The organism is Streptomyces sp. CoH27 (assembly GCF_020181035.1).
Taxonomy (GTDB): Bacteria; Actinomycetota; Actinomycetes; order Streptomycetales; family Streptomycetaceae; genus Streptomyces; species Streptomyces camelliae.
The window spans coordinates 308988-322971 of record NZ_JAIQYY010000008.1 but is presented as its reverse complement, the minus strand read 5'-3'; the positions used below and the strand labels follow the sequence as shown (position 1 = coordinate 322971).

Below are 13984 nucleotides of genomic sequence, written 5' to 3'. Positions count from 1 at the left end.
TGCGCCGTATGGGGGGGGAACATTCGGCCGCGACCCTGGGTGATTCAGGGACTGTTTCCTACGCTGTCGCCGGGGGGGAGGAGGAGCCAGCCACACAGAAACAGAAAAAACGGCCGTCAGTCCATTCGTCAGCTTCAGCACAAGGAGTGCGTGTGACAGCAAGAACGGCGCTCATCACCGGAATCACCGGCCAGGACGGCTCCTATCTCGCCGAGTTGCTCCTGGACAAGGGCTACACCGTCCACGGGATCATCCGGCGTGCTTCCACGTTCACCACCAGCCGTATCGATCACCTCTACCAGGACCCGCACGATCCCGAAACCCGGCTGTTCCTGCACTACGGCGATCTGACGGATGCCAGCAGGGTCGCCGGTCTCCTCGAACGCGTACGGCCGGACGAGGTGTACAACCTCGCCGCCCAGTCGCATGTGCGCGTTTCCTTCGACGAGCCCTTGTTCACCGGGGACACGACGGCACTGGGCACCACACGGCTGCTCGAGGCCATCCGGACCACGGGCCTGCCCTGCCGCTTCTACCAGGCGTCGAGCTCCGAGATGTTCGGTGCGTCGCCCCCGCCGCAGCACGAGACGACTCCTTTCCACCCTCGTTCCCCGTACGGAGTAGCCAAGGTCTACGCGTACTGGATCACCCGCAACTACCGTGAGGCGTACGGGCTCTACGCGGCCAACGGCATCCTCTTCAACCACGAGTCACCGCGCCGGGGGCCCACGTTCGTCACGCGCAAGGTGGCCATGGCGGCGGCTCGCATCAAGGCGGGTTTCCGTGATCCCCTGTACCTCGGCAACCTTGAGGCGCGCCGCGACTGGGGCTACGCCGCGGAGTACGTCGAGGCCATGTGGCTGATGCTGCAGCAGGACGCCCCGGACGACTACGTCGTCGCCACAGGCACCAGCTACAGCGTTCAGGATTTCGTCGAGCACTGCTTCGCCCATGTGGGCATCGACTGGCGCGACCACGTGCGCTTCGACGAGCGATACCTGCGCCCCGCCGAGGTGGACGATCTGGTGGGTGATCCGTCGAAGGCCGCACAGGTCCTCGGTTGGCGGCCGACCGTGTACACGCCCGAGTTGGCCCGCCTGATGGTCGATGCGGAGTATCGGGCACTTCTTGGGCAGGGAGAAGGCACGGTGCCCGCCGTCCCCTCGCCCGCTCACCCGCTCACCCGGCTCTGATACTCCCGCTGAACCGCCCGGGGGCCGGCCGGGGGCGCCACGGCCTGATACGACGCTGGGTACGGACGTGCCCCGGCCCGCGCTGCGAGCGTGGGCCTGCGCCATTCTCGATCCCGTCGGCGTTGCCGGCGCACTGGCGCCCGACTCCGACGGTGTGTCGGCCCGCAGGAGGGATTCGTACCGGGTGAGCCGTCCGCGGTCCGGCCCTCGGCCGCCTCGAACGGAGCCCGCTGCCGGGCGGTCCCCGCTGCCGGGCAGTCCCCGCTGCTGGAGAACCTGGACCTGCGCGGCCTCGGTCCGTCGGACCGGCAGGATCAGACGAAGACCGTCCACGCCGCCACCAGCGTCCTGAGCCACACCGGCACCGCACCCCGCCGGGTTACGCCATATGGGGCAGTTCGTCCCTGAAGAAGACCGCGTCGCACTGCAGCATCTGACCGGTCCGGGGATCGGTGAACCCCGGGACCAACGCCATCAAGGTCAAGCCGTATTGGTGCTGCACCAGGTCCAAGGCCCTCCCCAGCAACAACTCCCCTTCGTACAGGGGGACAAAGGAAACCTCCATCTGCAGACCTGCGCAGTCGTGCAGCCGGTCTCCGGCCCCCCGCAACACGGCCTCCTCGTAGCCTTGGACATCGAGTTTGAGGAAAACCCTGTCGTCCGGCGCGGCCACCTGCGGCCAGATCGCATCGAGGCGGTGCTGTTCCACCTCCTGCTGTTCCACGTAGCGTGACTCCGGGCAGGCTTCGGCGTGCCGCGGCAGCATGGGCAGCACGGAACTGCTGGCAGCACCGTTCCCGGCCACGTTGATGGCAACCGTGGCCCGCTCGTCCCCTAGCGCGTGCGGGAACACCGTCCACAGCGGATCTGCGGCGGTGCGTCGGAACAGAGTCTGCAGCGGCTCGTGCACCGGTTCGAAGGAGGCAATCCGCCCTTGATAGCCAAAGCGTCGCAGCAGTGAACCGTACTGACCGCAATTCGCCCCCACGTCGAGAACCACGTCGATCCTACTGCGAAGCAGCAATTGGACAATGTGGTAGTCGTAGGAGCATTCGGGAAATCGATTCACATCGATACCGAAGCGCTGCGCGATCACGCGGGCCTGATGGAGTAGGGTCACCCATTCATTCTGGCAGTTTACTGACGCCGATCATGGTATTGACAAGCGGTGGCAGTACCTGCGCGTCCGCCCGATGCCGAACCCGGCCGCCCCGACATCACGAGACCGATCCGATCACCGTCGCACAGTGTTGTTTCCGAGGTTTTCCACGTACCAGGCATATGTCTGGGCGATTCCCTCACGCAGCGCAATGCGCGGCGTCCACCCCAGGGCGGTCAGCCGAGAGACGTCCAGGAGCTTGCGTGGCGTGCCGTCCGGCTGACCGGCATCCCACTCGATGGCCCCCTGGTAACCGACGACCTCCGCGACGAGTTCTGCCGTCTCGCGGATGGTCAGGTCCGTCCCCGTCCCGACGTTGACCGGCCCGTCCGCGTCGTAGCGCTCCAGCAGATGCAGGCAGGCCCGAGCCAGGTCGTCCACGTGCAGGAACTCGCGACGGGGCGTCCCGGTGCCCCAGTTCACCACCCGCCGTGCGCCCGCCTCCCGGGCCTCGTGGAAGCGTCGGATCATTGACGGCAGCACATGGGAGTGCTCGGGGTGGAAATTGTCGCCTGTGCCGTACAAGTTGGTCGGCATGGCGCAGATCCATGGCAGGCGATGCTGCCGCCGGACCGCCTGCACCTGCAGGAGCCCGGCGATCTTGGCGATGGCGTACGCATCGTTGGTCGGCTCCAGTGCACCTGTCAGCAGCGCTTCCTCACGGATGGGCTGATCGGCGAACTTGGGGTAGATGCAGCTGGAGCCCAGGAACAGCAGCCGTTCCACTCCATGCTCGAGAGCCGCGTCCAGCACGTTGACCTGGATGCGCAGATTGTCGGAAAGGAATTCGGCGGGGCGGGTGGCATTTGCCTTGATCCCGCCTACTCGCGCGGCAGCCAGCACGACCACGTCTGGCCGGGTGGCCGCAAACCAGTCGAAGACGGCGCGGCGCTCGCGCAGGTCCAGTTGCGCGGAGCCGGGCCCGACCACGTCCGTGAATCCTTCCCGCACGAGACATCGCCACAGCGCCGAGCCGGCGAGTCCATGGCTCCCGGCCACAAACACCCGCGCCGAGCGATCGAGCGGACGGCAAACCTCTCCGTACGGTGCTGCGGTGACACCCTTCGCCGCTGAGGTGGCCGGCTGCTTCGGCACACCCTCCGCACTCACGGTCTCCGCGGCCCGCTGGGTGCCGGGAATGGGCAGAGACATCCGCTTGGGATGAATGTCGCCATGCATCCTGCCGTTCTCCTTCTGCTCGAGGGCCTGAACGATGCTGTTTGTAGAGGCACAGGGCTGCAGTCGGACGCCGACACGACGGACACGGTGAGTGCCCGATTCGCCGAAGGCGCAGCCGGGTTACCGGAAGCTCACCCGATCGTCACTTCCTGCGGCTGACCGCTGATCCTGGAAGCCCGGTGACAAGGGCGACACTCCAGCCGCACACGAAGGAAATGTCCTGCATGCCCAGCACACAGTCGACAGGCCGACGGCATACCGCACCGGAAAGGATCCGGAAAAGTGCGCGAGCGAGTTTTCCCGCTCTCCGGATCAGGCGACGGGACATCGGCCTGGTCCTGATCTCGGCCTCCACGACGGCCGAGGTGCGGCCTCCGCGGTAGGCTCGGCGCGCAACCCCTGACAGTGTCATCCTGTCCTGGTCCGGGGTTTCGAAGACAAGCGCGGCGCGGGTGTAGAAGAACCGTGCTCCCCGCTGGGCCATCTCATGGAAGAAGACGGAGTCCTCGCCGCCGGTCCTGTCGAAGGCCGGGTTGAAACGCAGGCCCGCGCGGCGTACTGCGGACATGCGGACGAGCGTGTTTCCGGACTGGGCGGGCCCTTCCAGCGGCCCGTCCTCCTGGGGCCGTACCTGGCGAATCAGCCGCCCTTCGTCGAGCCACTGTGGTGCGTCCTCAGGCAGGCGGACCACGACAGGCCCCACGACGACGTCTGCGTCGTTGTTCTCGGCACCGGTGATCAGTGCACGGAGCCATCCCGGAACCGGCCGCTCGTCGTCATCGATGAAGACCAGGGCGTCGTACTGCTGGGCCGCGTCGATTGCCGCGTTGCGGACCTGGGAGTAACCCCGCTTCGCCACGCGCCGGTACCTGACGTCGCAGGCGTCCGCGGCCTCAAGGGCCGACTTCGAGCCGGCCGCGGAGTTGTCGAGCAGCAAGATCGAGACCCTGCGTGCATCGCTGCTCTCGGTGACTCGGGCTTGCTGAACGAGGTCGTCGAGCAAAGGGCGCAAGGCGCGCGCGCCTGTAGTCGGTACCGCGATGAGAATGTTCTTCAGCGTGCTGGGCATAGGACGCCACTGCCTGTCTGTGTTCCCTGAATACTCCCGCCGATGGGTGCCGAGCCTAGCTGTGACAATTGCAGACGCGGAGGGGGACTTCTCGCGGTTGCCGGGATCCTACTCGTCCGGAGTACGTCATCGGATTCCTGCGACCAGCCGTCCGCGGGCCGTCCCCGTCACACGAGTCCGATTTCCTGCAATCCCTCTAGAGCGGTGCGGACTCGTACGCTCCAATCTCCCACCTCTCGCAGCCGGTTCAATGACCGGTCCACCAGGGGCTGCCAACTGCTGGGCGAAGCGAGAATGTCCAGCAGCTGTTCAGCGGGGTTGCTCCAGTCGACCTCGACCACCGGGTTGAAACCCATGAGATCCACCAACTCCGAAGGTGCGTGCCCGAGAACGAGGCACCCTGAGGCGATGCTCTCCAGGTATCGCTGAGTCATCGTCACCACACCGCCGGAGCGCTGCGGATGGGTGAGTGAGGACGGGAAGCAGACAGAGATCACCGTGTCCGACAGGCCGCGCCGTAGGGCATGCCCGTCCGGAAACACGAGTCGGCCCGGCACAGCCTCGTACAGGTGCGGGAGGGGCGAATGCTGCCGCACGGCTCCGGTGATCGCTCTGTGCCAGTCCGCGTGCCGACGCCCGAGCTCCAGAATGCCGATCTTCCTCGCCTCCAGGCAGGTGCCGGGATCATGGCGAGAGATCTGCGTTGCCTCGGAAAGATGCATGACCCGGGACTGAGGCAACGCCTCAGCGAGAAATCGTGCCGACTGGAGGGCCGTGACGAAGACGGCTGGGGGCCGCAGCGGGCGCAGCCGACGGGCCCACAATTCCCAGGCAGGCTCCCACACGTCCCAGCAGTAAGGCACGACATCTCCTACGAGGGCGGCCGCGTAGAGCTGGCTGAAGCGCGCCCCCATCATGGGAACGATGACCGGCCCCGTGCGGCGGCGCTGTCGACGGGGGAATGGGAGGTGGAATTTGGCGAGAGCCCGACCGATCAACGGCGGTGTCATGACCACCTTGCCGCGGGCACCTTGTCTGATGAATTCGGCAACCAGATCCATCACCGCCTGATACGCGGGGTGTTCCTCCGATGGTGGGACAGCCACGCGCAGTTCAGGGGTGCGGAAATCACGGGATCTGACGTCGGTCGTCGCCTCTTCGCGGACTCCTCGCAACGGAACGATCATGTGTCCGAATTTCCTTCTTTCTCCGGCTGGCGGTGAATATACATCGTTTTCTGGTGATGCTGACGTAGCATGCCGGCATACTTCACCACGAAGGGACGTTCGCACGTGGTTCTTGAGGCTCACCGTTCAGTAGGTCCGGCTGCGTCGTGATCAACGGGAGATCACCCAGCGAAACCCGGCAAGGCGTATCGGTCCGGTCGAAGTGGCGAGCGGGGCCTCCGCCGCAGCAGGCAGTTTCGGCACAGGAGTCGACCGGGCCCCAGCGAACCGTCCTTTCCCCCCATCTGCGGGCCGCTGGACGTTCACTCGGGGTCAAACTCGTGAGTCTCCCGGTCACCGCAGTTTCCACGCTTGTCGCGACACGGACCGTGGTTGATGCGCTGGGTCCGACCGGTTTTGCCTTCTTCGCGCTCGTCACCACGCTTCCGATGCTGTTGCCGCTCAATGATCTCGGGACCGGTGCGGCCATCGTGGAAGCGATGGGAAAGGGAAACGCCGACCACCATCGGGACCTGCGCGGCACGATTATCACAAGTGCGCGGCTGCTCAGTTGCACGGGAATCGTGAGTGCCCTTGTGGGTGTGGTTCCTGCCTGTTTCGGCGCGTGGAGCACTGTGCTCAATTCCGGGGCGCAGCGATCTGGTGAGCTTTGCGTCGCCGTCGCCTTCACGCTCTTCGGATGCAGTCTGCCGCTGAACGTGGGAAATTCCGTGTTGATCGCGTTGAACCGAACCCACACCGCGCTGCTGTTCCAAATGCTGGGCAGTGTCCTCACGTTGGGGTTCATCGTGCTGTCGGGGGCCGTGCACGCGCCGTCCATGGCCTTCATCGTGTCGGGCTTTGCCGCGCAGTGTCTGGTCGGCGCAGCCTGCCTGCTGTGGGCCGGGCGAATTCTCGGTCTGCCGCTGCTCGGGATGGTCCTGGGAAGCCTCGACACCCGGCACACTCCCACCCGCATCTGGCACCTTGCCGGGCCCATGGCCGCGATCAACGTCGCCCTGGCCGTGGCCTATGCGACCGATCGGCTGGTCCTCGTCCATGTCGCCGATTCCGATGCCGTCGCCGCGTACTCGGCCGGTGCGCGTCTGTTCGCACCCGCTGTGGCCCTGGCCAGCGCCACCGGTCTGCCCCTGTGGACCATCTTCGCCCGGCAACGCGGCACCTCGGGCCCGCCGCACGCCAGTCATGTCGCTCGCCTGACCCTGTACTTCGCGGCTGGTGGCGCGATCCTCGGCGCGGGGCTGATCTTCTTCGGCCCGGCGGTCGCATCCTGGATGCTGCACGGAAAGGTCGATGTCGGCACCGGACTCATGGCCGCCTTCGCCGCCCTGCTGCTGGTCCAGTCCGCCGCCTACCCGGCCAGCATGTGGCTGACCGATGCCGCCGGCCTGAAGTACCAGGCGCAAAGAGCCGGTGTGATGGCGTTGGTGAATCTCGGCTTGTCGATCGTCCTGGCGCGGCATCTCGGTGCGAGCGGGCCTGTCATCGGCTCGGTCATCGCCGCCATGACCTGTCTCTTCCTTCCCAACTTCCGGAGGTCCATGTCCCATGCTTGACACGAAGATGTCATCCCGGACAAGCCCTGCGAAAGCTGGCAGCGTTGTACAGAACCGGCCTGTCAGGCAGCCGGTGCGGGTGAATTCGTCGAGGGGCGAAGGCGTCCGGCTGATCGTCGCGGTGGCTCTTGGCCTGGGTAATGCATGGGGTCCCTACACGCAGTCAGGTCTCACCGCCGCACACGTCGTCGCGATGCTGATGGCGCCCGTGGCTCTCGCGGCTGCGTGGCGTTGGAAGATGGCGCGCTGGAACCTTCTCCTCCTGCTTGTCTGGCTGTTCGGGGCCGCCTTCACCGAAATTTTGGTAGGCGATTCGAATCATGACGTCGCCCTGGTTCTGTGTCGTCCGCTTGCCGTTCTGGTGAGTTTCTGTGGTGCGATGTGGGCCCTCCAGTGCAAGGGCGTCGTCGTTCGCGTGTACGTCGTGGCATTCAGTGCCGGACTGACATGCAATATGGCCATCTTCATGAGGAGTCACCCCACTCCGGATGAATGGAAATACGGTTACGGTCCCGTGATCAGCCTGGCGGCTGTGCTCGTCGCCTCCGCTCTGCTTGCCCGGCGGATGCGTCTTGTCGGAGCCTCTGTGGTGATCGCGGTGGCACTTGTCAGCCTCCTTCTGGGGTTTCGCTCAGAATTTATGATCGTCTGCTTGGCGGGTGCGGTGGCGATGCTCGCCGGGCGTCGCGCAACAAGGTTTAGCTGGAAACGATCCCTGTTGATCACAGTCGGCTTGATCTTGTTTGCCGGTGCCGTCTCGACGATTTACGGGAATCTGGCATCCCAGGGAAGTCTGGGGGCCGAGCAGCAGTACAGGTGGGAAGGTCAGAGCGAGGTGCAGGGCGGGGTGCTGGTGGGAGCCCGGCCGGAGGTCGTGGCGTCCTATGTGATCATCAAGGAGTCGCCGCTCATCGGCAGGGGTCTGGATCCTGCGGTGAGCCGCGCGACCCGGAGTGAGTTCCTGGGCAAGCTACGAGCGGGTGATGTCGACTTCAACGAGCGCCGAGAGAACTACTACTTCGGTAAGGGGCTTTACCTCCACTCGATTCTGTTTCAAACCTGGGCGGAGACCGGTATTGCCGCCCTCCCGGGAATCCTGTTTCCGTTGGCGCTTGTTCTGCTGGCCCTGGTTTTCGCAATCAGAGTCGGATCTGGTTCACGTGCACTGCTCTTCGGGTTCTTGCTCGCGCAGCTGGGATGGGATCTGATTTTCTCTCCATGGCCCAGACTCGAAGGCATCTATCTCGGCACTGCTGCAGCGGCCGCCCTGCTTTATCGCGGGTCTTCTTCTGAGTCCCGCGAATCCCGTATGCCGTGACGAACCAGGAGGTCAGGATCATGCGCGTCGGAATGGTGGTACCCACGCTCGGTGAGCGCCCCGAACTGCTGAAGGAGTGTCTGAATTCACTGACGGGACAGGCGTATTCCGGGCTGCGGCTGGTCGTCGTGTCGCCTCCCGGTGCGCTGACTGCCGGGGAGCAGGCCATGTCTCCCCGTATCACCGTGCTTCCGCAGAGCGGCTCCGGCATTGTGGATGCGGTCATGACGGGCTGGAGATACTTCGGTGACGGCGTGGACGTCATGGGTTGGCTGGGTGACGACGACCGACTGCCCCCAGGGTCGATCACACAAGCGCTACATGCCCTTGAGCGTCAGACCGGCGCCGCGATGGCATACGGTCAGGTGCGGTACATCGACGGCGCCGGAAGACCCTTCAAAACCATGCGCCCTGGACGGGTGGGTTCACTGTTGTTGCGCTTGGGATACAACATGGTGTATCAGCCCGGTTGCCTCTACCGACGCACCGCGGTGGAGGCGATCGGAGGGCTCGACGACAGCTTTCGTCTTGCCTTCGATGTCGATTTCCATCGAAGGCTCGCTGCCTACGGGGGGCTGCGCTACGTCGCCTCGGTCCTCGGTGAGATCCGCGATCACCCTGACTCGTTGACGGTCCGCAGGCTCTCCGAGTCACAGCGCGAAGCCGAGCTCGCGCTCAGTCGGCAGATGCCGGACTGGCTACGCCGTACGAGACCGGTCTGGCGGCCGGCAACCGACGTTCTCCACCGGGCGGTGGCGAAGGCTGCCGGCCGGTGAGGCCGGCAACGCCGTTTCAGGGGTAGCGTCCATTCACCTCGAGCATGCGCACGACACCATCCGCGAAGCTGGCGCTGAACCGCTCCAGGGTGTAGATGCGGGCGTCGGCCTCGCATCCCTTCTTCAGGCGTCCCAACAGGGTGGGATCGCAGAGTGCATCCGCTACCGTCCGTGCGAAGGATTCCACGTCGTTCGGTGCGATCAAAGAGTTTCGCCCGTGCTCCAGGTACTCGAACTCCGGACCGTGGCCGAGCTGAGGAACGGTCACCACGGGCGTCTGCAACGCGAATGAGACGACCGCGCACAGCCCTACGGCTCCCGGCGCCAGCATCAGATCGGCGGCCTGCCCGAGCAGCGCCCGTTTCTCGTCATCGAACACGTTGCCCAGGTACACAGTCTCTTCACCCCGAGCATCGGCCTGCTCAACCAGGTGTCGCTCGGCGCCGTCGCCGGCCACCAACAGTCGAAATCCCGGTAGTCGCCGGGCGATCGAAGCTGCCGCCGCGAGAAGAAAACGAGTGCGTTTGATCGTGTCGAGCCCACCGAGATAAACAGCAGTACGGCCAGGGACGAGGCGATGGCGTTCCCGGAACGCTTGCAGGCGATCTTCCGCGACCCTTGCCCGTGCTTCCCTCAGCGCTGTCGTGTCGATGGTGTGATGTACCACCGTGATTCGATCGGCCGGGAACCCTTGGGATACTTCGTGATCCGCCCCCGCAGGGGTAAAGGCAAAAAACCAGCCGGCGCGACGAGTGATTGCTGCCGTAGCGGCCCTCCTGACCCGGCCTGCGGTTCTCAGGCGTGTGTACGTGTGCCCCCACAGAGCGATGGCTGGTGTGCGCCGGGGGCCAAGCAGGGCCGTATAGAGGTCCAGATTTTGCAGCGCCTGTTCCAGTACCATTGCGTCGCATTTCTTCGCCAACTCGCTGAGATCGCGGTGAACCAGAACACGTGAGCCGATTCGAAGTGTTCGCTGTGGCAGATGGACAGCGCGGCCCAGGTGTGTGGAATCGGCGCGTACCGCCTGACGGCCGTGCGCATCCCCATGTGCCACCACGAGCTCTACTCCGCGGTGCGAAAGATCCATGGCGAGGTGCCGAAAGAATGCGGTCCGATACTGCGAAATATACGGTTGCACAATGGCGATTCGGTGAGGGGGCATTTCTCTCTCCCTGGTCGGACTGCGCACCACCAGCCGTCATGATTGGTGATCTGCTTACTCGTTTCAAGGTGGCTCGCTCTGCGGTCTTCGACTTCCGGGTGTGAGTATCATCGGCATGCCTGTGAACCGGGGTGTGTCATGCCTCAACTTCGCGAGAAATCACAGCTACTCTCCGGGTGAAGAGTGGCCCGGGTTCAGAGGAGACGTGTCGTGTCGAAGTCCGGATTTTTTTCTCAACAGCTCATCAGTGCGCCAGTGATGAAGGACCGGGATGCGCTGTTGCTGAACCTCTGTGCTGGACGTCGCGTCCTCCACGTTGGCTGCGCGGATTCCCCGTTGACCGCCGAGAGGCTGGAGAAAGGATCACTTCTGCACGCCAAACTCTTGCGAGCGGCATCTGAAGTGCACGGTGTGGACGTCGACCTGGCCGGCGTCGAGCTCCTGCGTGACCGCCTGGGTGGTGAATATTCGGTGGCCGATGTCGCAGATCCGAAGGACAGAGGCGACCTGGTGAAATTCAGGCCTGAAATCGTACTGGCCGGTGATGTCATCGAACACGTGCGGGACGCCGCCTCGTTCCTGCGTGGCATTGTGACCCTGATGCGGGAAGCGGGCGACGGCGTCGAGCTGATCCTCTCGACTCCCAACGGCTTGGCCGCCAAGAATGTGATCAACACGCTGGCGGGCCTGGAGATCATCCATCCGGATCATGTCTATGTCTTCACGCCTGCGTCGCTGGCGCGCCTCGTCTCCGACTGCGGGATGCGCCCGAAACAGTGGTTCTTCTATCACGTCGACTCCGGCAACAGCCCCAGGGCTCGCTGCTACGACGCTGTTTCCCGCATCGCGGCCCACCTGCGGCCTGCCTTTTCCGAGGGGCAGGTCCTGGTCTGCCGGTCCATCCCCGAAGGAGCCTGAGGGGTACGCACGTCCGGAAAGGAATTCTCCTGGTGTTCTCCAGTGTCTGTGTCGTCGGTCTCGGCTACATCGGTCTGCCCACCGCCGCGGCCCTCGCCACCAACGGGGTTGACGTCATCGGCGTCGATGTCAACCCCGCCACCGTCGAACTGATCAACGCCGGCCGCGCCCCCTTCGTCGAACCCGACCTCGCGGTGGCCGTCAGCGGCGCCGTGGCCATGGGGCGGTTGCGGGCTACGGGGGCGCCCGAGCTCGCCGACGCCTTCATCATCGCCGTGCCCACACCGCTCCAGGAGGACCGCACCGCCGACCTGTCGTACGTGCGCAGTGCCGCGACCTCGGTGGCTCCGGTGCTCAAGGCGGGCGACCTCGTCATCCTCGAGTCCACCTCGCCGCCCGGGACCACCGTGGAACTCTCCCGGTGGCTGGGCAAGCACCGGCCCGATCTGACCTTCCCCCACGAGGTGGGCGACGCGCCCGACGTGCGGGTCGCCCACTGTCCCGAGCGTGTCCTGCCGGGGCGGACGATGATCGAGATCGTGACCAACGACAGGGTCATCGGCGGGGTGGGGGAGGGCTGCGCGCAGCGGGCGCGCACGCTCTACGAGGTGTTCACCAAGGGCGAGTGTCTGCTCACCGACGCCACCACGGCGGAGATGGCCAAGCTCAGCGAGAACGCCTTCCGGGACGTCAACATCGCCTTCGCCAACGAACTGTCCATGGTCTGCGACCACCTCGGCATCGACGCAGGCGACGTCATCGCCCTGGCCAGCCGCCATCCTCGCGTCGACATCCTGCGTCCCGGGCCGGGCGTGGGTGGGCACTGCATCGCCGTGGACCCCTGGTTCATCGTGTCCACCGCTCCGCAGCAGTCGCGGTTGATCCGGCTCGCCCGTGAGGTCAACGACGAGCGGCCCGGCTATGTGCTCGGTGAGGTCGTCCGGACCGCCGAACGGTTCAAGGACCCCGTGATCGCCTGCCTCGGCCTGGCCTTCAAGGCGAACATCGACGACCTGAGGGAGAGCCCCGCCCTGCACATCGTCACGCAGCTGGCCGAACGGCGGGTCGGCCGGCTGTTGGTCGTGGAGCCGCACATCGGAGAGCTGCCGAAGTCACTGGCACGCCCGGGCGAGGTCGCACTCGTCGACGTCGTCACCGCCGTGCGGGACGCCGACATCGTCGTGCTGCTGGTGGACCACGACGCCTTCCGCGGCGTCAAGCGGACCGCGCTGCGTGGCAAGGCCGTGTTCGACACCCGCGGCCTCTGGCGCTGAGGCCGACTCGTCCGCGGTCCGTGGCACGGCACCGAACTCCGTGGGGCGTTCGCACAGCCCCATCCAGTGCCCGATCGCCCGTACGGTACGGTCCGCGGCACGACCGTCGCCGTACGGGTTGACGGCCTTCGCCATCGCGGCGTACAGCTCCCGGTCGTGCAGCAGCAGGCGTACCTGCTTCACGATGTGCTCGCGGTCGGTTCCCACCAACTGGCTCGTGCCGGCCCGGACGGCTTCCGGACGTTCCGTGGTGTCCCGCATGACCAGCACGGGCTTGCCCAGGCCCGGCCCCTCCTCCTGGATGCCGCCGCTGTCGGTCAGGATGAGGTGCGCGCGGTTCATCAGCCGGGCGAACGCCCCGTAGGCCAGTGGTTCCGTCAGGCGGATGTTGTCGAGGTGGGCGACCTGGGGCAGGATCGCCGCCCGCACCACCGGATTGGGGTGCAGCGGGAGCACGATGAGCAGTTCGGGCTCGGTGCGGGCCAGGTCGGCGAGGGCACCGCCGATGGACTCGATTCCGCTGCCCCACGACTCACGGCGGTGAGCTGTCACCAGCAGGACCCGGCGCGCGGTGTCGTCGAGGTCGGCCAGTGCCGGATCTCCGTAGTGCGCCTTCCGTCCCACCGCCCAGCGCAGGGCGTCGATGACCGTGTTCCCGGTGACCACCACGGACGATTTCGAGACGCCGCTCCGGAGCAGGTTGTCCCGCGCGTGCCAGGTGGGCGCCAGGTGCAGGGACGCCAGTTGGGTCGCGAGTCGGCGGTTGACCTCCTCGGGGAAGGGCGAGTACCGGTCGTCGGTGCGCAGTCCGGCCTCCAGGTGGACCACGGGGATCCGGTTGTAGAAGGCGGCGAGGGCCCCGGCGAACGCGGTCGTGGTGTCGCCCTGGACGAGCACTGCGTCCGGGTGCTCGTGCCGAAGCAGGGGGCACAGCCCATCGAGGACGCGGACGGTGATGTCGGCGAGGGACTGGTGCCGGCTGAGGATGTCCAGATCGTGGTCGGCACGGATGCCGAACAACGCGTGCACCTGGTCGAGCAGGCCGCGGTGTTGGGCCGTTACCGTAACTGTCGGACGGAACATCCGGGACTGGCTGAGCGCCTCGATGACCGGGGCCATTTTGATGGCCTCCGGTCTCGTCCCGTAAATGACCATCAATCGCTTCACCCGAGTCTCCTTCCGAGCGGCGCCGG

Annotated in this window: 11 protein-coding genes and 1 pseudogene; 6 read left to right on the top strand and 6 right to left on the bottom strand. The window is 65.7% G+C overall.

Annotated elements, in window-relative coordinates; all coding sequences use genetic code 11:
• The first annotated feature begins 152 nt into the window (after positions 1-152).
• Positions 153-1193 (top strand): GDP-mannose 4,6-dehydratase, encoded by a 1041-nt coding sequence (gene gmd, locus LE548_RS15605; protein ID WP_225097431.1) that lies wholly within the window; start codon positions 153-155, stop codon positions 1191-1193.
• Positions 1194-1572: 379 nt separating this feature from the next.
• On the opposite strand, the gene LE548_RS15600 is transcribed toward gmd, so the two are convergent.
• The 4 genes from LE548_RS15600 to LE548_RS15585 all read right to left on the bottom strand — a co-directional run bounded on the left by LE548_RS15600 (position 1573) and on the right by LE548_RS15585 (position 5787).
• The gene (locus tag LE548_RS15600; RefSeq protein WP_225097430.1) at positions 1573-2313 is read right to left on the bottom strand and encodes an FkbM family methyltransferase; all 741 of its coding nucleotides are present in this window, start codon (positions 2311-2313) and stop codon (positions 1573-1575) included.
• Between the two features lie 114 nt (positions 2314-2427).
• Entirely contained in the window at positions 2428-3531 is a 1104-nt protein-coding gene (locus LE548_RS15595; RefSeq protein ID WP_225097429.1) for a GDP-L-fucose synthase, read from the bottom strand.
• A 142-nt stretch (positions 3532-3673) separates the two neighbouring features.
• On the bottom strand, positions 3674-4600 hold the full coding sequence (locus tag LE548_RS15590) for a glycosyltransferase family 2 protein (protein WP_225097428.1): 927 nt from the start codon (positions 4598-4600) through the stop codon (positions 3674-3676).
• 167 nt (positions 4601-4767) lie between these two features.
• Positions 4768-5787 carry a hypothetical protein gene (locus LE548_RS15585; protein WP_225097427.1) on the bottom strand — a complete coding sequence of 340 codons (1020 nt, stop codon included), beginning with the start codon at positions 5785-5787 and terminating at the stop codon, positions 4768-4770.
• A 320-nt stretch (positions 5788-6107) separates the two neighbouring features.
• On the opposite strand from LE548_RS15585, the gene LE548_RS15580 reads away from it, so the two are divergent.
• Genes LE548_RS15580 through LE548_RS15570 form a run of 3 tightly spaced genes read left to right on the top strand, consistent with a single transcriptional unit; the run spans position 6108 to position 9437 of the window.
• A complete protein-coding gene (locus LE548_RS15580; protein ID WP_225097426.1) occupies positions 6108-7343 on the top strand; it encodes a lipopolysaccharide biosynthesis protein in 1236 nt (411 codons plus the stop codon).
• Positions 7336-8661, top strand: a complete 1326-nt coding sequence (locus LE548_RS15575) for a hypothetical protein (protein ID WP_225097425.1) — start codon at positions 7336-7338, stop codon at positions 8659-8661. The genes LE548_RS15580 and LE548_RS15575 overlap by 8 nt, the downstream gene beginning before the upstream one ends.
• Positions 8658-9437 (top strand): glycosyltransferase, encoded by a 780-nt coding sequence (locus LE548_RS15570; protein WP_225097424.1) that lies wholly within the window; start codon positions 8658-8660, stop codon positions 9435-9437. Before LE548_RS15575 ends, LE548_RS15570 begins: the two co-directional genes overlap by 4 nt.
• Before the next feature lie 16 nt (positions 9438-9453).
• Here LE548_RS15570 and LE548_RS15565 read toward each other — a convergent pair whose 3' ends face one another.
• Positions 9454-10338, bottom strand: coding sequence for a glycosyltransferase family 4 protein (locus tag LE548_RS15565; protein ID WP_225097423.1), 885 nt, complete (start codon positions 10336-10338; stop codon positions 9454-9456).
• A 471-nt stretch (positions 10339-10809) separates the two neighbouring features.
• Here LE548_RS15565 and LE548_RS15560 point away from each other — a divergent pair, with 471 nt between their 5' ends.
• Both LE548_RS15560 and wecC read left to right on the top strand, forming a co-directional pair.
• Entirely contained in the window at positions 10810-11517 is a 708-nt protein-coding gene (locus tag LE548_RS15560) for a methyltransferase domain-containing protein (protein ID WP_225097422.1), read from the top strand.
• 32 nt (positions 11518-11549) lie between these two features.
• Positions 11550-12728: pseudogene (gene wecC, locus LE548_RS15555) on the top strand (UDP-N-acetyl-D-mannosamine dehydrogenase); the annotation flags it as partial.
• Here the strand turns inward: wecC and wecB are convergent.
• Entirely contained in the window at positions 12630-13958 is a 1329-nt protein-coding gene (gene wecB / locus LE548_RS15550; protein ID WP_374116103.1) for a non-hydrolyzing UDP-N-acetylglucosamine 2-epimerase, read from the bottom strand. The pseudogene wecC and the gene wecB overlap by 99 nt on opposite strands.
• Positions 13959-13984: the final 26 nt, after the last annotated feature.

Bases quoted from the DNA above. Each gene is read 5' to 3' on its own strand.
- LE548_RS15595 (WP_225097429.1), bottom strand. From the start codon at position 3,531: ATGCATGGCGACATTCATCCCAAGCGGATGTCTCTGCCCATTCCCGGC.
- LE548_RS15575 (WP_225097425.1), top strand. From the start codon at position 7,336: ATGCTTGACACGAAGATGTCATCCCGGACAAGCCCTGCGAAAGCTGGC.
- LE548_RS15585 (WP_225097427.1), bottom strand. From the start codon at position 5,787: ATGATCGTTCCGTTGCGAGGAGTCCGCGAAGAGGCGACGACCGACGTC.
- LE548_RS15565 (WP_225097423.1), bottom strand. From the start codon at position 10,338: ATGGTACTGGAACAGGCGCTGCAAAATCTGGACCTCTATACGGCCCTG.
- LE548_RS15590 (WP_225097428.1), bottom strand. From the start codon at position 4,600: ATGCCCAGCACGCTGAAGAACATTCTCATCGCGGTACCGACTACAGGC.